The 22,242-nt window shown below is 75.1% G+C and carries 18 protein-coding genes; 8 read left to right on the plus strand and 10 right to left on the minus strand.

The genetic code is table 11. The features are described from left to right. The first annotated feature begins 88 nt into the window (after positions 1–88). Together CBP52_RS02255 and CBP52_RS02260 are read left to right on the plus strand one after the other, a co-directional pair. Entirely contained in the window at positions 89–586 is a 498-nt protein-coding gene (locus tag CBP52_RS02255; RefSeq protein ID WP_094179647.1) for a thioesterase family protein, read from the plus strand. Next, positions 583–1,044: a hypothetical protein gene (locus CBP52_RS02260; RefSeq protein ID WP_094179648.1), complete on the plus strand. Its 462-nt coding sequence runs from the start codon at positions 583–585 to the stop codon at positions 1,042–1,044. The genes CBP52_RS02255 and CBP52_RS02260 overlap by 4 nt, the downstream gene beginning before the upstream one ends. On the opposite strand, the gene CBP52_RS02265 is transcribed toward CBP52_RS02260, so the two are convergent. From CBP52_RS02265 to ptsP, 6 genes are all read right to left on the minus strand, one after another. Further along, positions 992–2,650: an SDR family oxidoreductase gene (locus CBP52_RS02265; protein ID WP_094179649.1), complete on the minus strand. Its 1,659-nt coding sequence runs from the start codon at positions 2,648–2,650 to the stop codon at positions 992–994. The genes CBP52_RS02260 and CBP52_RS02265 overlap by 53 nt on opposite strands. 57 nt (positions 2,651–2,707) lie before the next feature. Beyond that, positions 2,708–3,709: a DNA topoisomerase IB gene (locus tag CBP52_RS02270; RefSeq protein WP_094179650.1), complete on the minus strand. Its 1,002-nt coding sequence runs from the start codon at positions 3,707–3,709 to the stop codon at positions 2,708–2,710. Positions 3,710–3,719: 10 nt separating this feature from the next. Beyond that, on the minus strand, positions 3,720–5,945 hold the full coding sequence (locus CBP52_RS02275; protein ID WP_094179651.1) for an MMPL family transporter: 2,226 nt from the start codon (positions 5,943–5,945) through the stop codon (positions 3,720–3,722). Positions 5,946–6,089: 144 nt separating this feature from the next. Further along, positions 6,090–6,953 (minus strand): acyl-CoA thioesterase II, encoded by an 864-nt coding sequence (locus CBP52_RS02280; RefSeq protein WP_094179652.1) that lies wholly within the window; start codon positions 6,951–6,953, stop codon positions 6,090–6,092. Between the two features lie 60 nt (positions 6,954–7,013). After that, entirely contained in the window at positions 7,014–7,394 is a 381-nt protein-coding gene (locus CBP52_RS02285; RefSeq protein ID WP_094179653.1) for a globin, read from the minus strand. A gap of 21 nt (positions 7,395–7,415) precedes the next feature. Further along, positions 7,416–9,032, minus strand: coding sequence for a phosphoenolpyruvate--protein phosphotransferase (ptsP, locus tag CBP52_RS02290; protein WP_232514734.1), 1,617 nt, complete (start codon positions 9,030–9,032; stop codon positions 7,416–7,418). A gap of 185 nt (positions 9,033–9,217) precedes the next feature. On the opposite strand from ptsP, the gene CBP52_RS02295 reads away from it, so the two are divergent. Together CBP52_RS02295 and CBP52_RS02300 are read left to right on the plus strand one after the other, a co-directional pair. Then, positions 9,218–9,517, plus strand: coding sequence for a glucose PTS transporter subunit EIIB (locus CBP52_RS02295; protein ID WP_268531394.1), 300 nt, complete (start codon positions 9,218–9,220; stop codon positions 9,515–9,517). A gap of 19 nt (positions 9,518–9,536) precedes the next feature. Beyond that, positions 9,537–9,998 (plus strand): PTS glucose transporter subunit IIA, encoded by a 462-nt coding sequence (locus CBP52_RS02300; RefSeq protein ID WP_094179656.1) that lies wholly within the window; start codon positions 9,537–9,539, stop codon positions 9,996–9,998. 8 nt (positions 9,999–10,006) lie between these two features. On the opposite strand, the gene CBP52_RS02305 is transcribed toward CBP52_RS02300, so the two are convergent. Then, entirely contained in the window at positions 10,007–11,113 is a 1,107-nt protein-coding gene (locus CBP52_RS02305; protein ID WP_232514621.1) for a mechanosensitive ion channel family protein, read from the minus strand. Beyond that, the gene (locus CBP52_RS02310; protein WP_094179657.1) at positions 11,110–13,308 is read right to left on the minus strand and encodes a prolyl oligopeptidase family protein; all 2,199 of its coding nucleotides are present in this window, start codon (positions 13,306–13,308) and stop codon (positions 11,110–11,112) included. The genes CBP52_RS02305 and CBP52_RS02310 overlap by 4 nt, the downstream gene beginning before the upstream one ends. A gap of 83 nt (positions 13,309–13,391) precedes the next feature. On the opposite strand from CBP52_RS02310, the gene malQ reads away from it, so the two are divergent. Together malQ and CBP52_RS02320 are read left to right on the plus strand one after the other, a co-directional pair. After that, entirely contained in the window at positions 13,392–15,530 is a 2,139-nt protein-coding gene (gene malQ / locus CBP52_RS02315) for a 4-alpha-glucanotransferase (protein WP_232514622.1), read from the plus strand. Then, positions 15,527–16,093: a toxin gene (locus CBP52_RS02320; RefSeq protein ID WP_094179659.1), complete on the plus strand. Its 567-nt coding sequence runs from the start codon at positions 15,527–15,529 to the stop codon at positions 16,091–16,093. The genes malQ and CBP52_RS02320 overlap by 4 nt, the downstream gene beginning before the upstream one ends. A 20-nt stretch (positions 16,094–16,113) precedes the next feature. On the opposite strand, the gene pepN is transcribed toward CBP52_RS02320, so the two are convergent. After that, on the minus strand, positions 16,114–18,705 hold the full coding sequence (pepN, locus tag CBP52_RS02325) for an aminopeptidase N (RefSeq protein ID WP_094179660.1): 2,592 nt from the start codon (positions 18,703–18,705) through the stop codon (positions 16,114–16,116). A 208-nt stretch (positions 18,706–18,913) separates the two neighbouring features. Here pepN and CBP52_RS02330 point away from each other — a divergent pair, with 208 nt between their 5' ends. Together CBP52_RS02330 and CBP52_RS02335 are read left to right on the plus strand one after the other, a co-directional pair. Continuing rightward, complete coding sequence (locus CBP52_RS02330; RefSeq protein ID WP_094179661.1) at positions 18,914–19,525, plus strand: DsbA family protein; 612 nt, start codon at positions 18,914–18,916, stop codon at positions 19,523–19,525. 150 nt (positions 19,526–19,675) lie between these two features. Continuing rightward, complete coding sequence (locus tag CBP52_RS02335) at positions 19,676–20,191, plus strand: hypothetical protein (RefSeq protein WP_094179662.1); 516 nt, start codon at positions 19,676–19,678, stop codon at positions 20,189–20,191. Between the two features lie 27 nt (positions 20,192–20,218). Here the strand turns inward: CBP52_RS02335 and CBP52_RS02340 are convergent, their stop codons facing one another. Beyond that, on the minus strand, positions 20,219–22,207 hold the full coding sequence (locus CBP52_RS02340; RefSeq protein WP_094179663.1) for a M13 family metallopeptidase: 1,989 nt from the start codon (positions 22,205–22,207) through the stop codon (positions 20,219–20,221). Positions 22,208–22,242 lie beyond the last annotated feature (35 nt).

Consider the following 22,242-nt stretch of genomic DNA (forward strand, 5'->3'; position numbering starts at 1 on the left):
CGGGACGGACGTCGCGCTCGGCGGACCGGCGGACGGGGGAGGATGCGACGGGCGGGGAGAGGTGTCCGCGCGACGAGGAGGGACACGCATGGCGAGGCTCGAGGTGCCGGTGCAGCTGCGCTGGTCGGACATGGACGCGTACGCGCACGTCAACAACGTGGAGATGCTTCGCCTGCTCGAGGAGGCCCGCATCGAGGTGTTCTGGCAGCACCCCGTGGGCCCCGACGGCGTGCGGCCCGAGACGCGCTCCACGGCCGTGCTCGACGCCGGACCGGGCACGCGCGTGTCGACGTTCATCGCGCACCAGGAGATCCAGTACGTCAGGCCGCTCGGGTACCGGCGCTCCCCGGTGGTCGTCGAGCTGTGGATCGGCCACCTCGGCGGCGCGAGCCTCGACGTCTGCTACCAGGTGCGTGACCTGCCCGCGGCCGACCCGGCGTCGGTCGTGTACGCCCGGGCCGTCACGACGATCGTGCTGGTCGACTCCGCGACGGGTGCGCCCACCCGCATCGGTCCCGACGAGCGCGCGGCGTGGCAGCCGTACCTCGAGGAGCCGGTCGCGATCCGCCGACGGGGCGCGCGGTGAGCGCGGCGGACGCCGAGGTCCCGGTGCCCGGGCAGGTGCTCGCGCACGCGGGGGTGTTCGCGCTGCGCGTGCCCGCGGGCTGGGCGGCCACCGGCCTGGAGGGCCACCGGTACCGCGTGCGCGGCGAGGGGGTGTCGCTCGACGTCTCGGTGCACCGCGGGCCGAGCCCGGCGCCCGACGCGCGCGCGACCGTGCTGGCCCACGCGCGGGCGCAGGGCGCACCGGACGACGTGGCGGCGCTCCCGCTGCACGGCGACGACGAGCCGACCGCCGAGCGCGCCGGCGTGCGGTGGGAGCACGACGAGGGCTGGCACCTCGCCGCCGCCCTGTGCCGCGGCCACGACGTCGTCCTGGTGACCGCGCTCGCGGCGGACGACGACCAGCGCGCCGCGGTCGAGCGCGTGGTCACGACCCTGGCGCCGGACGACCCGCCCCGCCGGTGGTGGCGTCGCCGCTGACCGGCGCACGCATCGAGCGCTGCGCGCTCTGCGCCGCGGCCGCGATGTTGCGCTGCATGCCCCCGAACACGACGCCGTGGAACGGCGCGACCGACCACCAGTAGAGCTGGCCCGCGAGACCGCTGGGGTGGAACAGCGCGCGCTGGGAGAACACCACCGGCGCGGTCGTCCAGGCGTCCCCGTCGCCCGCGTCCTCCGTCACGGGCTCGACCCGCAGCTCGAGCCACGCGAGCCCCGGCACGCGCATCTCCGCGCGCAGGCGCAGCAGGCGCCCGGGCTCGATCGCCTCGACGCGCCACCAGTCGACCGCGTCGTCGACGAGCAGGCGCCCCGGGTCGCGCCGACCGCGACGCAGCCCCGGGCCGCCCGCGAGCCGGTCGAGCAGCCCGCGCACGTGCCACGCGAACGGCCACGAGTACCAGCCGCGCTCGCCGCCCACGGCCTCGATGACGCGCCACAGCGCCGCGGGGGAGGCGTCGACCTGCACGCGTCGCTCGTCGACGTACAGCGATCCACCGGCCCAGTCGGGGTCGCTCGGCAGGGGGTCGGACGGCGCGCCGGGCACGGACGCCGAGGACCAGCGGGTCGACACCGACGCCTCCTGCACGCGTCGCAGCGCGAGCCGGACCGCTCGTCGGAACCCCACGAGACCCTCGGGCGGGTCGGGCACCCACCGGGCGATGTCGTGCTCGCGGCACACGACCTCGTGCACGAGCGACCCGACGAGGGGGCGCGCGAGCCCACCGGGCACGGGCGTCACGAGCGACACCCACAGGCTCGACAGGCGGGGCGTGAGCAGCGGGACGCCGACGATGACGCGTCGCCGCAACCCGGCCTCCTGCGCGTAGCCCTGCATCATGTCGCGGTAGGTCAGGACGTCCGGGCCGCCGATGTCGAACCCGCGGTTCACGTCGGGCGGCATCGCGGCCGCGCCGACGAGGTAGCGCAGCACGTCGCGCACCGCGATGGGCTGGATGCGGTTCTCGACCCAGCGCGGCACCGTCATCGCGGGCAGCCGCTCGGTGAGGTAGCGCATCATCTCGAACGACGCGGAGCCGGACCCGAGGATCACGGCGGCGCGCAGGACGGTCGTCGGCACGCCGCTGCGCAGCAGGATCTCGCCGACCTCGGCACGCGACGCGAGGTGCTCCGAGAGGACCTCGTCGTCGGGAGTGAGGCCGCCCAGGTACACGATGCGCCCGACGCGCTCCGCGGCGGCCGCGTCCGCGAACGCCTGCGCGGTACGCCGGTCGCGCTCCGCGAACTCGCGCCCCGTGCCGAGCGAGTGGATGAGGTAGTACGCGACGTGCGCCCCGCGCAGCGCGGGCCCGATCTCGTCGGGTTCGGCCGCGTCCGCCTGCACGACCTCGACGTCGTCGAACCACGGACGCCCACGCAGCCGGTCGGGCGTGCGGGCCACGGCGCGCACGCGGTAGCCGGCGGTCAGCAGCTCGGGCACCAGCCGCCCGCCGACGTAGCCCGTCACGCCCGTGACGACCGCGAGCGGCGCGTCGGGGCGCGGCCGGCCGTCGTCGTCGAGGCCCGGCACGAGCCCCGGGAGGCTGTGCGCGACGGGCTCGGGCGCCAGGTCGTCGTCGGTCGTCACCGTGGCAGTCTGCGGCACGGGACCGGTGGCCGCACGGCGGGAGGTGCGCGGGCGCGCTCAGCCCAGCAGGCGGAGCGTCTCGCGCTCCGCGACGGCCTGCGAGCGCGTCGGGCGGATGGTCTCGCCGCGCTCCCAGAGGTCGACGACGCGTGGGTCGATGTAGGACGCCCGGCACACCGCCGGCGTGTTGCCGAGCTCCTCGGCGACGTCGCGCACGACCTGCGTGACCACGCGCCGCCGCGCACGGTCGGACGCGGGTGCGGGGCCGGCCGCCGCGAGACCGCGCGCCGCGAGCACGGTCGCGTGCCACGTGCGGAAGTCCTTGGGCGTCGCGTCGGCGCCGAGGCGCCGCTTGACGTACGCCGAGACGTCGGCGCTGGTCACGTCGCGCCAGACGCCCGCGGCCTCGTCGCGCCACGCGAGCAGCTCGGGGGAGTCGTCGCGGCGACGGACGAGCGTGCGCACCAGCGCGGCGACGTCGTCGTCCTCGACGACCGTGTCCCGCACCTGGCCGGACTTGGCGGGGAAGTGCAGGTGGACGCGGCCCGGGTCGGACTCCGTCTGCGGCGGCAGCACGCGCACGTGGTCCTTGCGCAGCGTCGCGAGGCCGTACGACCCGTGCCGCGCGGCGTAGCCCTCCCCGCCCACCCGCAGGTACGCGAGGTCGAGCAGACGGAACGCGAGCGCGAGCGCCTTGTCGCGCGGGAAGCCCTCGAGCCGCAGGTCGCGGCGCACGTGGCGGCGAGCCGCCGGCAGGCGCCGCGCCACGTCGAGCACGTGGTCGTGCTTGAGCCGGTCGCGGCGCACCCGCCACTGCGCGTGGTACAGGTACTGGCGGCGCTGCGCGTCGTCGAGGCCGGCGGCCTGGATGTGACCGTGGGGCAGCGGGCAGATCCACACGTCCTGCCACGCGGGCGGGATCGCCAGCCCGACGATCCGGGTCAGGTGCTCCGCGTCGGTGATCCGCAGTCGGTCGTGGTCGAGGTACACGAACCCGCGGCCCGCGCGGCGGCGCGTCCACCCCGGCGAGTCGATGCGCACCCGGCGCAGCCGCACCACGAGCGGTGCCTCACCGCTCCCGGGCGGGCACGCGCGGCCGGGCGAGCCGCGACGGCCACCACGTGCGGTGGTCGAGGTCGTGCACCAGGGCCGGGACCAGGAGCGTGCGCACGACGAACGTGTCGAGCAGGACGCCGAACGCGACGAGGAACGCGAGCTGCGCGAGGAACAGCAGCGGGATGACGGCGAGCGCGGCGAACGTGGTCGCGAGGACGACCCCGGCGGACGTGATGACGCCGCCGGTTACCGCGAGCCCGCGGACCACCCCGACCCGTGTGCCGTCACGCAGCGACTCCTCGCGCACGCGGGTCATGAGGAAGATCGAGTAGTCGACCCCGAGCGCGACGAGGAACACGAACGCGAACAGCGGGACGGTCGGGTCCGCGCCCGGGTAGTCGAAGACGTGCTCGAACAGGATCGCGGCCACCCCGAGCGTCGCCGCGAACGACAGCACGTTGGCGAGGAGCAGGACGAGCGCGGCGGTGACCGCGCGCAGCAGCAGCGTGAGGATCAGGACGATCACGACGAGCACGACCGGCACGATGACCCGCAGGTCGCGCTGCGCGGCGTCGACCGAGTCGACCGTCTCGGCGGCGGCACCACCGACGAGCGCGTCCGGTGCGACGTCGTGCACGGCGGTGCGCACGTCGCGCACGGTGTCCTGCGCGGCGCGCGAGTCGGAGGGGGCGTCCGTCGAGACGTCGAGCCGCACGCGACCGTCGACGACGAGCGGCTCGGCCTGGTCGCCGGTCGGCGCGCCCGCGGGGGTCCCGGTGTACGGCGCGACGGACGCGACACCGTCGACGCCCTGCGCGGCCCGGGCGGCGGCGTCCGCGTCGCCCTGCGCGACGATCACGGTGACGGGGTCGACCGAACCCGCGGGGAAGTGCGCCGCGAGGACCTCCTCGCCCGCGACCGCGTCGACCTCGGTGCGGAACACGTCGGTCTCGCTGGTGCCCTCCGCGGAGAACGTCGGGAGGAACGCGGCGAACGCGACCAGCACCGCGGCGGTCGAGACCCACACGGCTCGCGCGTGCCGGCCGACCCAGCGCGCGAGCCGGCCCCACACGCCCGTCGGCTCGGCGGGAGTGGCGTCGGCGGACGTCGCCGACGTCTCGACGTACCGGGGGGTGCGCGGCCAGAAGTAGAACCGCGAGCGCCTGCCCCCGATCAGCAGGAACGCGGGCAGCAGCGTCAGCGCCGCGAGGAACGCGGACACGATGCCGATCGCGGCCACCGGCCCGAGGCTGCGGTTGGAGCCCAGCTCGGACAGCAGCAGGCACAGCACGCCCGCGACCACGGTGCCGGCGGAGGCGGCGATGGGCTCGAGGCACGCGCGCCACGCGCGGCGCATCGCGGCCGCGGGGTGCTCGTGGTGGCGCAGCTCCTCGCGGTAGCGCGCGACGAGCAGGAGCGCGTAGTCGACGCTCGCACCCACGACGAGGATCGACAGGATGCCTTGCGCCTGGCCGTTGAGGACGAGCGTGCCCGAGTCCGCGAGCAGGTACACGACGAGCCCCGCGAGCGTCAGCGCGAACACGGCCGTCAGGATCACGACGAACGGCAGCAGCGGGGAGCGGTACACGACCACGAGGATCAGCAGCACCGCGACGAGCGCCACGACCAGCAGGATGCCGTCGACGCCGCCGAAGGCCGTGACGAGGTCCGCGACGAAGCCCGCGGGACCGGTGACCCACGCGTTCAGCCCGGCCTCACCGGCCGAGCTCGCGGTCGCGCCGAGCTCGTCGTCGAGCGTCGCGCGCAGGTCGCCGACGAACGCCCCGGTGACCGACTCCTCGTCGCCGACGAGCTCCTCCGCGCTGTCCGCGTCGAGGGAGTAGACGACGAGGATCGCCTCGCCGTCCTGCGACGGCGTGACGACCGGGTCGGCCGTGAGGTAGTCCGCCCACACGGCGTCCGTGCCGGGGACGGCGTGCTGCGGCACGGCCTGCGCGACGGCCGTGACCTGCTCGACCTGCGTGTCGGTGACCTGACCGCCCGCCGCGGGCGTCAGGACGACGAGCGCGGGCAGCGCGGGTGCCTCGACGAACTCGCGGCCGGCCTCCGCGGCGAGGGTCGACTCCGCCGACGACGGCAGGAACGCCGCCGTGTCGTTCGTCTGGACCTGGGACAGCTTGCCCTGCGCCTGACCGCCGAACGACGCGATCGCCATCCAGACGACGATGCTGACGGCGACCAGGACGGCACGGACGAGGTCGGGGCGACGCGACGGCATGCCCGAATACTGAGGCACGACGGCCGCGTGCGCGCGCCGAGCGGGCGAAGCGTCCGGATGATCCGTGCGTGGTGCGCGTCACGCCGGGCCCGCAGCGGGTCCGACCAGGCACGACGTGCGCCCGGCGGTGCCCCGCGGGGCCGGTCAGGGCACCCGGACCATGCCCTCCTGCGCGATGGTCGCGACGAGCGCCCCGTCCTGCGTGAACACGCGCGCCGTGCCCAGCCCTCGCCCGCCCTGCGCGCTCGGCGACGCCTGCACGTACAGCAGCCAGTCGTCGACCCGGACGTCGCGGTGCCACCAGATCGCGTGGTCGAGGCTCGCGATCGACATGCCGGGCGTCACCCACGAGCGGCCCGCGCGGCGCAGCACCGGCTCGAGCATGACCTGGTCGCAGGCGTACGCGAGCAGCGCACGGTGCAGCAGCTGCCCGTCCGGCAGCGGCGAGCGCGAGCGGAACCAGACCATCTGCTGCCCGGTGCGCTCCGGCGCGGGGCCCAGGTACAGCGAACCCTCGACGTGGCGGACGTCGAACGCGGCCTCCTGCGTCCAGAACCGCGCCACCGGGTGGTCGATCGGGCCGAGCACGTCGAACACCGACGGCACGTCCTGCGGCGCCGGGACGCCCGGGGGCATCTCGTCGGCGTAGTCGATCCCGTCCTGCTCGGTCTGGAACGACGCGGTCATCGACAGGATCGGTGCGCCGTTCTGCAGCGCGTGCGTGCGGCGGGCCGTGAACGACCTCCCGTCGCGCAGCCGCTCGACCGCGAACGTGATCGGCTCGGCGACGTCACCCGCGCGCAGGAAGTAGCCGTGCAGCGAGTGGGGGAGCCGGTCGTCGTCGAGCGTCGCGCCCGCCGCGAGCAGCGCCTGCGCGAGCACCTGCCCGCCGAACACGCGTCCGCCGGGCTGCGGGAGGCTGGTCGCGGTGAACGTGTCGGGCTGGTCGGGGACGGGCCGCAGGCGCAGTGCCTCGAGCACCGCGTCGACCCGGTCGGGCGTCGTCATGCCCCGCAGAATCTCACGCCGGGCGCCCCGCGCCGGGACGGGTCGGCCGTGACGTCGCCCTCAGTCCTCGAACGTGTTGATCATCGAGTGCGCCGCGCGCTCCAGGTAGTCCCACAGCTCGGCGCGGTGCAGCGGCGCCAGGTCGAGCGAGTCGACCGCGTCCCGCATGTGCGCGAGCCACCGGTCGCGCGCGTCCGGGTTGACCTTGTACGGCGCGTGGCGCATCCGCAGGCGCGGGTGCCCGCGCTCCTGCGAGTACGTCGTCGGCCCGCCCCAGTACTGCTCGAGGAACGCGGTGAGCCGCGCGGCGGCCGGGGCCAGGTCCTCCTCGGGGTACATCGGCTTGAGCACCGGGTCGCCCGCGACCCCCTCGTAGAAGCGGTCGACGAGCGCGACGAACGTGTCGTGACCGCCCACGGCCTCGTAGAACGTGTCCCTCACGCGCCCATCCTCACACGCGCGTCACAGCCCCAGGTCGCCGAGCACGGGCAGCCCCGCGCGCACCCGCTCGCGCGCGTCCGCCGCGGACTGCGCGCCGAGCGCGAGCTGCGCCAGGCGCCGGCACTCGTCGAGCGACGTGGCCCGCAGCACCGCCGCGACGTCGGCGAGCGCGCGCGGCGTCATCGACAGCGACGAGACGCCCAGCCCGACGAGCACGACCGCGAGCGCCGGGACCGCGGCGGCCTCGCCGCACACCCCGACCGGTCGGCCCTGCGCGGCGCCACCGCGGCACGTCTCGGCGACGAGGCGCAGCACCGCCGGGTGCCACGCGTCCGACAGGTGCGCGACGCTGCCGAGGAGCCGGTCCGCCGCCATGGCGTACTGCGTGAGGTCGTTGGTGCCGATGCTCGCGAACGCGGCGTGCGCGAGGACGCGGTCCGCGAGCAGCGCGGCGCTCGGCACCTCGACCATGACGCCCGCGGTCGTCAGACCGTGCGCGGCGCACCGCTCGACGAACTCCTCGGTCTCCTCGACGGTCGCGACCATCGGCGCCATGACCCACACGAGCGCGGACTCGGCCCGCGCCGCTCGCGCGATCGCGGTGAGCTGGTCCTCCAGCACCTCGGGGTGCGTCGCAGCGGTGCGCAGACCACGCACACCGAGCGCGGGGTTCGCCTCGTCGTCGGCCGTCAGGAACGGCATCGGCTTGTCCGCGCCCGCGTCGAGCGTGCGGATGACCACCTTGCGGCCGGGGAACTGCGCGAACACCTCGCGGTACGCCGCGACCTGCTCGTCGACACCGGGCGCCTCGTCGCGGTCGAGGAACTCGAACTCGGTGCGGAACAGCCCCACGCCCTGCGCCCCCGCGGCCGCCGCGGCGTGCGCGTCCGCCGGTGCGCCCACGTTGGCGAGCAGCTCGACCCGGTGACCGTCGGCCGTGCGCCCGTCGCCGTCGAACGTCCGCTCGACCGCGGCGAGCGCCCGGGTGCGCGCGACCTGCTCGTCGTCGGGGTGCAGCGTGACCGTGCCCGCGCCGCCGTCCACGACGACGACGTCGCCGTCGGTGACCTGGGCGTCGAGGCCGCGCGCCGCGACCACGGCGGGGATGCCGCGCGCGCGGGCCAGGATCGCGGTGTGCGCGGTCGGGCCACCCGCCGACGTCGCGATGGCGAGCACGCGCGCGGTGTCGAGCGTCGCGACCACCGCGGGGGCCAGGTCCGGCGCGACCAGCACGAACGGCTCGTCGCGCTGCGGGACGCCGGGGGCCGGTCGTCCGGTCAGGTCGGCGACCAGCCGGTCGCGCACGTCGTGGATGTCGCGCGTGCGCTCCGCGAACAGTCCGCCCAGCGCCTCGAACTGCGCCGCGACGGACTCGGCCGCCTCCCACACCGCACGCTCGGGCACGAGGTGCTCGGTCGTCACGCGCTGCACGGCGTCGGCGACGAGCGTCGGGTCGGCCGCGATCGCGGCGGTCGCGCGCAGGACGTCGGCCGCGTCCCCCTCGGCCGCGTCCGCTGCGGCGTCGAGCGCCGCGCACACGCGACGCGAGGCCTCGCCGACGCGGTCGGCGGCGGACCGGTGGTCCGCGCCGGGCGGCAGGCGCCGCCCGGACGGGGGCTCGGTGATCGGCGGCGGCATGAGCACCGCGGGCGCGACCACGCGACCGGGGCTCACACCGAGACCGTGCACCACCGTGGGGGGCGGCGGGGTGGGGCTCACGTGGGACGACCTCCTCGTCAGACGTCGTCAGTCTGGCCCGCGCCGGACCCGCGCCGCCAGCCGGACACGCGCAAGGCGTCACGTGCGGGGCGCGTTAGGCTGGGCTGGCCGCGACGACCGGTCGCGAGAACCCCGTCGCGAGATGGTCGTCGCGAGAACCTCCGGGAGTGGCATTGAGCAAGGCAGAGCAGATCCTCGCCGCACTGGGCGGCGACGCCAACGTCGTCGACCTCGAGCCGTGCATCACGCGTCTGCGCGTGGAGGTGAGCGACGCCCAGCTCGTCGACGAGCAGGCGCTCAAGGCCTCCGGCGCGTTCGGCGTCGTGCGCTCGGGCCGCATCGTGCAGGTCATCGTCGGCCCCGAGGCGGACAACCTGGCCGCCGAGCTCGACTCCCTGCGCTGACCCGCCCGGCCCGCCGGACATGAGCGAGCTGCGCGTCGTCGCGCCCGTGCCCGGGGTCGTGCACGCGATCGGGCAGGTCCCGGACCCGGTGTTCGCCGAGCAGATCGTCGGCCCCGGCATCGCGATCGCGCCCGACCACGTCGCGCGCCTGGACGTCGTCGCCCCGTGCGACGGGGTCGTCGGCGCGCTGCACCCGCACGCGTTCGCCCTCGAGGTCGACGGCGGACGCTCCGTCCTCGTCCACCTCGGGATCGACACCGTGCGGCTCGCCGGTCTGGGCTTCACGCTGCACGTGCGGCGCGGCGAGGCCGTGCGTGCGGGGCAGCGGCTCATCACGTTCTCGCCCGTCGACGTCGCCGCGTCGGGCATGTCCACCGTCTGCCCGGTCGTCGCCCTGCAGGCCGACCCGGCGCTCGTCGTGCTCGACGCGGAGCCGGGCTCGCGCGTCGCCGCGGGCGACCCGCTGCTGACCTGGCGCTGAGCCCCCCGTCAGGGCTTGGGCGGGCGCACCACGTCGTCGACCGGTGTGTCGTGCGGGTCAGGGTCGCTCGCGTCCACGCGCGCCTCGTCGTCGGCGCCCTGCGCCTCGTCGTCGGCGACCTCGGCGAGCGCCGCACGGTGCGCGGTGAGCGCGTCGCGCTGACCCGCGAGCGGCACGGCGGCCTCCTCGAGCACGCGCCTCGCCGCGACGCGCAGCGCGCGCGCCACCTCCCACTGCCGCGCCGGCGACGTCCGCACGCGCATGCGCAGCGTGATCGCCTCGGCGGTCAGCCGCTCGATCCCGGTGATCGTCGGCTCACCCTGCACGGCGTCGCCGAGCTCGGCCGCGACGTGCGCCGCTGCCTCCGCGAGCAGGCGCTCCACCTGATCGAGGTCGGCGAAGTAGTCCACGTCGACCTCGACGACGGCCGTCGCCCAGCCCTGCGTCTTGTTGCCGACGCGCACCAGCGAGCCGTTGGGGACGTACCAGAGCGTGCCGTCGGCGTCGCGGACCTTCGTGACGCGCAGCGTGACCGCCTCGACCGTGCCCGTCGCGGGCCCGAGGTCGACCACGTCACCCACGCCGTACTGGTCCTCGAGCAGCATGAACGTACCGGTCAGGAAGTCCTTGACGAGGCTCTGCGCACCGAAGCCCAGCGCGACGCCCACGATCCCGGCGGACGCGATGAACGGCGCGATGTTCACCCCGAGCGTGTCCAGCACGAGGAACACCGCGATGCCGCCCACCAGGACCGCCGCGGTCGAGCGCAGCACCGAGCCGAGCGTGCGGGCGCGCTGCGCGCGGCGCGCCGTGGCGAGCGGGTCGACCTTGAGCAGCGTCTGCGCGACGCCCCGGTCCGCGAGCGGACGGAGCACGCCGCGCTCCGTGACGGGCGTGCCCTCGGCGATGTGGTCGGTGACACGGCGGATCAGCGCCTGCAGCAGGACCAGCACGACGCAGGACACCGCGACGATGACGAGGATCGTCAGCGGGACCCCCGTGAACCACTGCCACCACGACGTGGGCGAGCCCAGGTCCTGCGGGACGAGCACGCCGTCGGTCGGGGTCGGCGACGGCGCGGGCGTCGCGGCGGTCGGGAGAAGGTGCACGGTCACTCGGCCTCCTGCGTGGCGGGGGCGGGCTGCGCGACGAGCCCGGTGTGCCGGGCGACGAACTGCAGCTGCTCGACGCTCAGCGCGATCGAGCGGGACAGGGCGCGGCCGCCGTGGCCGACGCCGGTCTCGCAGCGCACCAGCACCGGTGCCTGCGCGAGCGGTGCGGCGGTCGCGTGCTGCAGCGCGGCGGCGAGCTTGCGGGCGTGCAGCGGGTCGACGCGCGTGTCGCCCTCGAACACGGTGAACAGCGTCGCGGGGTAGCGCGTGCCCTCGACCACACGGTGGTACGGCGAGTAGCCGAGCAGCCAGCCGAGCTCGGTGGGGTCGTCGGCGTCGCCGTACTCCTCCGTCCACGTGACGCCGAGGCCGAACCGCTGGTAACGGACCATGTCGAGCAGCGGCGCCGAGCACACGGCGGCCGCGAACAGGTCGGGGCGCTGCGTGAGCGCGGCACCGACCAGCAGGCCGCCGTTCGAGCCGCCCCAGCACGCGAGCTGCCCGGGCGTCGTCCACCCCTGCGCCACGAGCAGCTCGGCGACCGCGTGGAAGTCGTCGAACACGTGCTGCTTGTGCTCGCGCATGCCCGCGCGGTGCCAGTCCTCGCCTTCCTCGCCGCCGCCGCGCAGGTTCGCCACGACGTACACGCCGCCCGCCTCGACCCACGCGAGCGTGGACGCCGAGTAGCCGGGGTCGAGCGAGATCTGGAAGCCGCCGTACCCGTACAGGATCGTCGGCCGCGGCGTCGTCGGGCGCCCCTCGTCGTCGACCAGGTCGGCGCGCGCGACGACGAACGCGCGCACGGTCGTCCCGTCGGCGGACGTCGCCTCGACCTGACGCACGCGCACCTCGGGCACGTCCGCGACGACGCCCGGCGGCGACGCCCACAGCGTGAGCGCGCCCGTCGTGGCGTCGAACCGGTGCACGCCCGGCACCGTCGTGTGGTCGGTGTAGGAGAACCACACCTCGGGCCCGCCCTCGGGGCGCGTGACCAGGCCGGACACCGAGCCCAGACCGGGAAGCGGCACCGTCCCCGCGGCACCGGGCAGGCGCTCGCCCGTGGCCGGGTCGTGGACCGTCACCGACGAGACCGCGTGGCGTCGCCGCGACGCGAGCAGCAGGCGAGGCGTCGTGTCGTCGCCCCCGCCGTCGGTCAGCGCGACGTCCTCCAGCACGGCCGTGCCGTCCTGCGCGACGAGCGTGCGCCACCGGTCCGCGCCCGGGTCGCCCGGGTCGGCCACCGCCAGGCGCCCGCGCGGGGCGTCGAGGTCGGTGTGCACGTACAGGCGTCCGTCCCGGCCCACCCACGCACCCGTCTGCGCATCGAGGCCCACCGCCACCTCGACGAACACCGGCGCCTGCGGCGACGACGCCGTCAGGTCCGCGATCCACACGTCGTTGCGCGGCGCCGTCCCCGCGGCGGCCGACACCACGAGCCAGCGGCCGTCACGGGAGACGGTCACGCCGTAGTAGCTCGTGACCGGCTGCCCCGCACCGAACACCTCGACGTCCTCGTCGGGCGACGTGCCGACGCGGTGCAGCCACACGCGGCGGTGGTACTGCCGCTCGTCCTGCGGCACCAGCTCGGGCGCGAGTCGCCGCACGTAGAAGAACGCCTCGCCGCCCGGCAGCCAGGCCACGGGCGAGTACCGCGCGCGGTCGACGGGACCGTCGAGGACCTCACCCGTCGCGACGTCCAGCACGCGCAGCACCGACTCCTCCGTGCCGCCCGTCGAGGTCTGGTACGCCAGCAGCGCGCCCTCCTTCGAGGGCTGCCACGAGTCGAGCGTCGTCGTGCCCGCGGGGTCGATCGCGACCGGGTCCACGAGCACGCGCTCGACCTCGCCGCCGTGCCCGTCCGGCTCGACGACCACGACGACCGCGTGCTCCTGGTCGCCCGAGCGCCGCGAGACGAAGCGCCGTGCGCCGCGCCACGCGGGCGCGCTGACGAACCCCGCGCCCAGCAGCGCCTGCAGGCGCGCCGTGAGCGCGTCGCCCGCGAACGGGGAACCCGCCAGCGCCCGAGCGTCGTCCTCCCGGACGGCCCGGTACAGCTCGTCCTGCGCGTGCGACCACGCCTGGGTCGCCGCCGCGTCGGCGTCCTCCAGCCACCGGTAGGGGTCGGGCACCTCGTGGCCGTGCAGGTCCTCGACGAGGTCGTCGCGGTGCGCGGGCGGGTACGTCGCGGGGGGCGTCATGGTCCGCAAGGCTACGACGAGCAGCCGACCCGCCCATGACGTTCGGCTGCGTCCGGGTCGCGTCGCTCTGGCAGGATCGACGTGTGGTCGCCGACTTCACCGCTCCGTCGGACTCCCTGCTGCGGCTCGCCGCGGCGTACGGGGTCGTGCCCGACCACTGGGGGTTCCACGGCGACCTGCGGCGGGCGTCCGCCGGGACGCTGCGCGCGGTCCTCGCCGCCCTGGGCGTCGACGCGAGCTCACCCGAGCGCGTCGAGCTCGCGCTCGCGCACGTCGACGACATGCCGTGGCGCCGCGTCGTCCCGCCGACGACCGTCCTGCGCGCCGGTCACGAGCGGCACGTGCCCGTCCACGTCACGCACGGCGACCCCGTGCACGTGTGGCTCGAGCTCGACCCCGAGGTCGGGGGCGGACGCCGGGACCTGCACCAGGCCGACGTGTACGTCGAGCCGCGCACGGTCGACGGGCGTCTCGTCGGGCGCGCGACGTTCGTCGTGCCCGGCGACCTGCCGCTCGGCTGGCACTCGATCCACGCGTCCGGCCCGTCGGCCGCCGCCCGCGGCGTCGTCGTCGTGACGCCCGACCGCCTCGAGCTGCCCGCGCAGCTGCGGGACGGCGGACGTGCCTGGGGCTACATGGCGCAGCTCTACTCGGTGCGCTCCGAGCGCTCGTGGGGTGTCGGCGACCTGGCCGACCTCGCGGACATCGGCTGGCTCGCCGGGCACGAGACCGGCGCGGACTTCCTGCTCATCAACCCGTTGCACGCCGCGGAACCCGTCGCGCCGCTCACGCCGTCGCCGTACCTGCCGAGCACCCGCCGCTTCGTCAACCCGATCTACATCCGGCCCGAGGCGATCCCCGAGGCCGCCTACCTCGCCGCGGCCGACCGCTCGCTCGTCGAGTGGGCCGCCGAGTCCGTGCTCCCGCTCGACCTGGACGCCGGGCCGATCGACCGCGACGCGGCCTGGACCGCCAAGCGCACCGCGCTCGACGTGATCTTCGCGCACCCGCGCTCGGCGCCGCGCCAGGCCGTCTTCGACGCGTTCGTCGAGGAGCAGGGACCGGGGCTGCGCACGTTCGCGCTGTGGAGCGCGCTCGCCGAGAGGTACGGCGCCGAGACGATCCCGCCCGAGCTGGCCGACCCGGCCTCACCCGCCGTCGCGGCGCAGGCCGAGGAGCTCGCGGACCGCGTCGCGTTCCACACGTGGCTGCAGTGGGTGGCCGACGAGCAGCTCGCCGCGGCGCAGCGCGCCGCGCGCGAGGGAGGCATGAGCATCGGGATCATGCACGACCTCGCGGTGGGCGTGCACCCGGCCGGCGCGGACGTCTGGTCGCTCGGCGACGTCCTCGCACGCGGCGCGACCGTCGGCGCGCCGCCCGACATGTACAACCAGCAGGGTCAGGACTGGTCGCAGCCGCCGTGGCGGCCCGACGAGCTCGCGCGCGCCGGGTACCTGCCGTACCGCGACATGCTGCGCACCGTGCTGCGGCACGCAGGCGCGATCCGGATCGACCACGTCATCGGCCTGTTCCGGCTGTGGTGGATCCCGGACGGCGCGGCGCCCGGCGAGGGCGCGTACGTGCGCTACGACCACGAGGCGCTCGTCGGCATCCTCGCGCTCGAGGCGCACCGCGCCGGTGCGGTCGTCATCGGAGAGGACCTCGGCACCGTCGAGCCGTGGGTCCGCGACTACCTGTCCGAGCGGGGTGTCCTCGGGACGTCGGTGCTGTGGTTCGAGAACGGCGACGACGGCAACCCGCTGCCGCCCGAGCACTACCGCCCGCTCGTCCTGGCGACCGTGACCACGCACGACCTGCCGCCCACCGCGGGCTACCTCGCGGGCGAGCACGTCGCCATCCGTGAGCGCCTCGGGCTGCTGACGGACCCCGTGCCGGTCGTGCGCGCGCAGGCCGAGGCCGAGCGCGACCGCATGCTCGCGGCGCTGCGCTCGCGCGGCCTCGTCGGCGCCGACCCCTCGGAGCGGGAGGTCGTCGAGGCGATGCACCGCTACGTCATGGCGACGCCCGCGGTGCTCGTCGGCGTCGCGCTCGCGGACGCCGTGGGGGAGCGCCGCGCGCAGAACCAGCCCGGCACGGACCAGGAGTACCCCAACTGGAAGGTGCCGCTCGCCGACTCGGCGGGGCAGGTCGTGCTCGTGGACGACCTGTTCACCAACGCGCGTCTGCGCAGCCTCGCGGCCGTGCTCGACGCCGGTCGGTGACGGGGCGGCCGCGCCGCGTCTGGGTCGTCGGGAGCAGCGGCGCGGGCAAGACCACGTTCGCGCGCGCGGCTGCCGCACGGCTCGGGGTGCCGCACGTCGAGCTCGACGAGGTGTACTGGGACGCGGGCTGGCGGCACCGCGACCAGGACGAGGCGCGCGCCCGGCTGGCTCAGCTGCTCGGCGGGGCGGGTGCCCTCGGGTGGGTGGCCGACGGCAACTGGAACAGCCGGGGTCACGGCCTGGGTGACGTGGCGGACGTCGTGGTGTGGCTCGACCCGCCGCGTCGCGTCGTCGTCACGCAGCTCGTGCTGCGCACCGTGCGCCGCGGCGTCACGCGCACCGAGCTGTGGCACGGCAACCGCGAGAACGTCCTCAGCCTCCTGCGCCGCGACCCCGAGAGGAACATCGTGCGGTGGTCCTGGACGCACTTCGAGCGCTACCGGGAGCAGTACGGCGCGCTCGCGGACCGTGACGCGCGCGTCGTGCGGATCGGCAGCCGCCGCGAGGCGGCGGCGTGGCTCGCCGCGATCGAGCCGCCGGCTCCCGGCGGGCCCCCGGACTGAGGGGCCCGCCGGTGAGGCCGTCAGGCGCGGCGGCGGTCCGCCTCCTGCGCGGCGAGCGCGCGGCGCACACCGTCCCGCGACTCGACGACGAGCCGGCGCAGCGCGGGCGCCGCGTCGGCGTGCGCCTCGAGCCACGCGTCGGTCGACGCCAGGACGTCGGCCCGCGCGTCGTCGGCGAGGGCCGTCGGGTACAGGCCGACGACGACGTTCTGCGCCATCTCGTTGGTGCGCTCGGCCCAGACGGTGGTCAGACCCTCCAGGTACGGCCCGACGAACGGGAGCAGCAGGCCCCGGTCGTGCACGCGCGCGAAGCCCGCGATGGTCGCCGCCTGGATCGCGTTGGGCAGGTCACCCTCGACCGCGGCGGCCCACGCCGCGGCCTTCGCGGCCGGGGTCGGGATCGCGGCGCGCGCCTGCGCGGCGGCGCGCTCACCCGTCGCCGTCGGGTCGGCGGCCAGCTGCGCGGCGATCTGCGTCTCGTCGGCGCGCCCGCCCGCGACGAGCGCCGTGAGCAGCTCCCAGCGCAGGTCGGTGTCGAGCGTCAGGCCCTCGAACGACGTCCGGTCGTCCAGGACCTCGACGACGACGTCGAGCTGCTCGGGCGTCGTGGCCCGGGCCGCGAACGCCTTGACGAGCTGCAGCTGCAGGTCGGAGCCCGCGGGCGCGTCCTGCGCGAGCGCGAGCAGGCGGTCGGCCGCCGAGGCGGCGGTCGCCGCGCGGTGCTCGGGCGCGACGTACAGGTCGAGCGTCGTGGTGAGCTGGCGCAGCAGGACGAGCACGACCGTCGAGTCCGTCTCGTGCGCGATGTTGCCGAGCACCAGGTCGACGTAGTCGCGGCCCGGGGTCTCCCCGTCACGCGTCGCGTCCCACGCGGCGGCCCACACGAGCGTGCGGGGGAGCGAGGAGTCGAACTCGCCCAGGTGCTCGATCGCCGCGGACATCGACAGCTCGTCGAGCCGGACCTTGGCGTACGCGAGGTCGTCGTCGTTGAGCAGGATCAGCAGCGGGCGGTGCCGGCCGAGCAGCTCGCGCACCTCCGTGCGCGGGCCGTCGACGTCCAGCTCGACGTGCAGGGTGCGCGCGAGCCGACCGTCGACCAGGTCGTACCCGCCGATCGCGAGGCGGTGCGGACGCTGCGTGGGGTGCTCGTCGGGGACCTCCTGCAGGACCGCGAACGACGTCACGGTGCCGTGCTCGTCGAGCTCGACCTGCGGGCGCAGCAGCGTCACGCCGGCCTTCTCGAGCCACAGCGCGGACCAGGGCCCGAGGTCGCGGCCCGAGGTCGCCTCGAGCTCGGTCAGCAGGTCACGCAGCTCGGTGTTGCCCCACGCGTGCTTGGCGAAGTACGCCTGCACCCCCGCGAAGAACTCGTCCTGGCCGACCCACGCGACGAGCTGCTTGAGCACGCTCGCGCCCTTGGCGTACGTGATCCCGTCGAAGTTGACCTCGACGTCCTCCAGGTCGCGCATGTCCGCGACGATCGGGTGCGTCGAGGGCAGCTGGTCCTGGCGGTACGCCCACGACTTCTCGAGCGAGGAGAACGTGGTCCAGGCGCTCGTCCAGCGCGTCGCCTCGGCCGTCGCGAGGGTCGACGCGTACTCGGCGAACGACTCGTTCAGCCACAGGTCGTCCCACCAGCGCATCGTCACGAGGTCGCCGAACCACATGTGCGCGAGCTCGTGCAGGATCGTCACCGCGCGCCGCTCCACCGTGGCCTCGGGGACCTTGGAGCGGAACACGTACGCCTCGAGGAACGTCACCGCGCCCGCGTTCTCCATCGCGCCCGCGTTGAACTCCGGCACGAAGAGCTGGTCGTACTTCGCGAACGGGTACGGTGCGGCGAACTTCTCCTCGTAGAACGCGAAGCCACGGCGCGTGACGTCGAGGATCTCGTCCGTGTCGAGGTACTGGGCGAGCGACCCGCGGCAGTACACGCCGAGCGGGATCTCGCGGCCGTCCGAGCTCGTGAGCGAGCCGTGCTCGTGGTGGTACGGGCCCGCGACGACGGCGGTGACGTACGACGACAGGCGCGGCGTCGTCTCGAACGTCCACGTCGCCGTGCCCTCGTCACGGCCGCCGTTGCGGTTGACCCCGCCCTCGACCGGCACGGGCTCGCCCACCTGCGGGTAGTTCGACACGACCACCCAGTGCGCGGGCGCGGTGACGGTGAACGTGAACGTCGCTTTGAGGTCGGGCTGCTCGAACACCGCGAACACGCGTCGCGAGTCGGCGACCTCGAACTGCGAGTACAGGTACACCTCGTCGTCGACCGGGTCGACGAAGCGGTGCAGACCCTCGCCCGTGTTCATGTACGCGCAGTCCGCGACGACGACGAGCTCGTTCTCGGCCGCGAGGTCGTCGAGCCGGATGCGCGAGTCGGCGACGACCTGCGCGGGGTCGAGCGGCGTGCCGTTGAGCGTGACCTCGTGGACCGTCGGCGCGATGAGGTCGACGAACGTGCTCGAGCCCGGGATCGCCGAGAACGACAGGACGGTGCGGGACGCGAACGTCGTCGGGCTCGTCGTCAGGTCGAGCGTCACGTCGTACGCGTGCGTCGTCACGGTGGCGGCGCGGTCGCGCGCCTCGGCACGCGTGAGGTTCTCGGCGGGCACAGTGCTCCTTGGTGTCGTGCTCGGTGCTGTCGGGCCCGGGGTGCCGGGCCTGCCCGATCATCCCACGCGGCACCGACGCGCCCGCCGTCTCACGCTGCGGCGGGCGGGAATGTCCGTGCGTCGTGCGAGATTGTGCCGAGCACGAACCGTCCGCCACCCGCGCGCTGCGTGCACCCGCCCGCACCCGCGTCCACCGATCGGAGCTGCTGTGACCGACTCGCGTCCCGTCGTCGACTTCTGGTTCGACCCCGCGTGCCCGTGGGCCTGGATGACGTCCCGCTGGATGGACGAGGTCGCGGCGCACCGCGACGTCGAGGTGCGCTGGCACGTCATGAGCCTGTCGGTGCTCAACGAGGGCCGCGACGAGCTGCCCGAGCGCTACCGCCGCCTCATGGACGAGGGCTGGGGGCCGGTCCGCGTCATCGTCGCGGCCGCGCGCGACCACGGCGAGGGCGTCATCAAGCCGCTGTACGACGCGATGGGCACGCGCCGGCACCCGGGTGGCCGCTCGGACACCGACGCGATCATCGCCGAGTCGCTGGCGGAGGTCGGGCTGCCCGCGCAGCTCGCGGCGGTCGCCGGCACCGACGAGGTCGACGACCTGCTGCGCGCGTCGCACGGGGAGGCGATCGCCCTCGTCGGCGACGAGGTCGGCACGCCCGTCGTCGCGATCGACGGCGTCGGCTACTTCGGCCCGGTCGTGACCCCCGCGCCCACGGGGCAGGCGGCTCTCGACCTGTTCGACGGGCTCGTGCTCATGACGCGCGTGCCGGGCTTCTACGAGCTCAAGCGGACGCGCAGCGCAGGCCCGTCCTTCTGACCGTCCCCGCGACCGGGACCTCGCCGACCACGTGCCGCTCGCCCGTCGCCCGCGGCGCGCCGGGCGAGTGGCACGTCGCGCCGCGGGGATGTGATGCTGTCCCGGTCGTGCCAACCGGACGGCGGTGACGAGAGGGTGGGACCAGGGACGATGACGACGCAGCGGGCGATCCGGACGTGGATGGCGGTCGACGCGGTCCTGGTCCTGACGCTCGTGGTCCTGCTCGCGGTGCGGCTCTCCGGGGACGCCGGCAGCGGCGGCGCGGCCCAGCCGTCGGCGACCTCCACCGTCCAGGTCAGCGGCCCGACGACGCCCGCGGGGGACCGTGCGGCGTTCAAGCTTCCGAGCGGGAACATCGCGTGCACGATGTCGGCCCGCGGCGTGACCTGCACGATCGCGTCCATCACGTACGACCCGCCGGCGGTCGCGGGGTGCTCCGGCACGACCGGTCACGTGGTCGTGCTCAACGCCGACGGGTTCGCGTTCGACTGCGTCGACGGGCCGGCGCCCACCGTCGCGGGCGGTGACGTCCCGACCCTCGAGTACGGGTCGAAGGCCACCGCCGGCGACTTCACGTGCGTGAGTGCGACGAACGGCGTGCGCTGCACCGACGCCGACGGCGTCGGGTTCCAGCTCGCCCGCGCCGCCTGGCGCGAGCTGCCCTGACCCGACGCCCCCCGCGTCACGGGTCGGTCACCAGATGCGCACGCGCTCCTCGGGGGCGAGGTACAGCCCGTCGCCCGGCTGGACGTCGAACGCCGCGTAGAACTCGTCGACGTTGCGCACGACGCCGTTGCAGCGGAACTCGTCGGGCGCGTGCGGGTCCGTCGCGAGCCGACGCACGACCTCCTCGTCGCGGCCCTTGGTGCGCCACGCCTGCGCCCAGCCCAGGAAGAACCGCTGCACGCCGGTGAGCCCGTCGAGGACCGGGGCCTCCTCGAGCGGACGGCCCAGCGCGATGCGGTAGGCCTTCAGGGCGATCGAGAGCCCGCCGAGGTCGCCGATGTTCTCGCCGATGGTCAGGGCCCCGTTGACGTGGTGCGAGCCGTCGAGCTGCGCGGGGGAGAACGCGTCGTACTGGGCGACGAGCGCGCTCGTGCGGCGCTCGAACTCGGCGCGGTCGTCCGCGGTCCACCAGTCCTCGAGCCGGCCGGTGCCGTCGTACTTGCTGCCCTGGTCGTCGAACCCGTGCCCGATCTCGTGGCCGATGACCGCGCCGATCGCGCCGAAGTTCACGGCGTCGTCCGCGTCGGCGTCGAAGAACGGCGGCTGCAGGATCGCCGCGGGGAAGACGATCTCGTTCATGCCCGGGTTGTAGTAGGCGTTCACGGTCTGCGGCGTCATGAACCACTCGTCGCGGTCGATCGGCCTGCCGATCTTCGCGAGCTCGCGGTCGAGCTCGAACGCGTTGGCCGCACGCACGTTGCCGACCAGGTCGGTCGCGTCGACCTGGAGCGCCGAGTAGTCGCGCCACCGCACCGGGTAGCCGATCTTCGGCGTGAACGCGTCGAGCTTCGCGAGCGCCTTCGCGCGCGTCTCCTCGCCCATCCACTCGAGCGACGTGATCGACTCGCGGTACGCCTCGACGAGGTGCGCGACGAGCTCGTCCATGCGCTCCTTGTGCGACGGCGGGAAGTGCCGCGCGACGTAGACCTCCCCGACGGCCTCGCCCAGCACGCCCTGCACGAGCGACACGCCGCGCTTCCACCGGTCGCGCAGCTCCTGCGCGCCCGTCAGCGTGCGGCCGTAGAAGTCGAAGTTCGCCTCGACGAGCTCCTGCGTGAGGTACGGGGCCCGGTCGGAGACGACGTGGTACGCGAGCCACGCCTTCCAGTCCTCGAGCGGCTCGGACGCCCACAGCTGCGCGAAGCCCTCGGCGAACTGCGGCTCGCGCACGACGAGCTGGTCGAGCGCACCCGCGGGTGCGCCGAGCGCGAGCGCCCACGCGTGCCAGTCGAAGCCGGGCGCGCTCGTCGCGAGGTCCGCGAGCGTGGTCGGGTTGTACGTGAGGTCGGCGTCGCGGTCCTTGACGACGTCCCAGTGGTGCGCGGCGAGCTTCGTCTCCAGCGCGACGACCCGGGCCGCGAGCGCGTCCGCCTCCGCGTCGTCGGCGGCGACCCGCGCGAGCCGCAGCATGCGCGCGACGTGCGGGCCGTACGCGGCGAGCACGGGCGCGTACTGCTCGTCGCGGTAGTACGCCTCGTCGGGCAGGCCGAGGCCACCCTGGTGCAGGTAGACGACGTACCGCTCGGGGTCGTCCGCGTCGTTGTCGACCCACAGACCGACCGCGCCGCCCGCGCCCGTGCGCTGCAGCGCCCCGAGCACGCCGGTCAGCTCGGCCTGCGTGGCCGCGCCCGCGACGAGCGCGAGGTCCACCTGCAGCGGCGCGAGCCCGGCCGCCTCGATCGCGTCGGTGTCCATGAAGCTCGCGAACACCGCGCCGACCTTCGCGCCCGCGCTCGCGGAACCGTCCTCGTCGGCGGCCTGCGCGCCCAGGTCGGCGATGATGTCGCGGACCTGGGCCTCGGCCGCGTCGTGCAGCGTGCGGAACGTGCCGTCCATCGCCCGGTCCGCGGGGATGACGTGCTGGGCGTACCAGCGCCCGTTCACGTGGCGGTACAGGTCGTCCTGCGGACGGACGGTGGGGTCGAGGTCGGTCAGGTCGAGGCCGCTGCGCGTCATGGCCACAGCCTACGGACAGCGTGCGGCGCGACCCG

It is taken from the genome of Cellulomonas sp. PSBB021 (assembly GCF_002240455.1).
GTDB lineage: Bacteria > Actinomycetota > Actinomycetes > Actinomycetales > Cellulomonadaceae > Cellulomonas > Cellulomonas uda.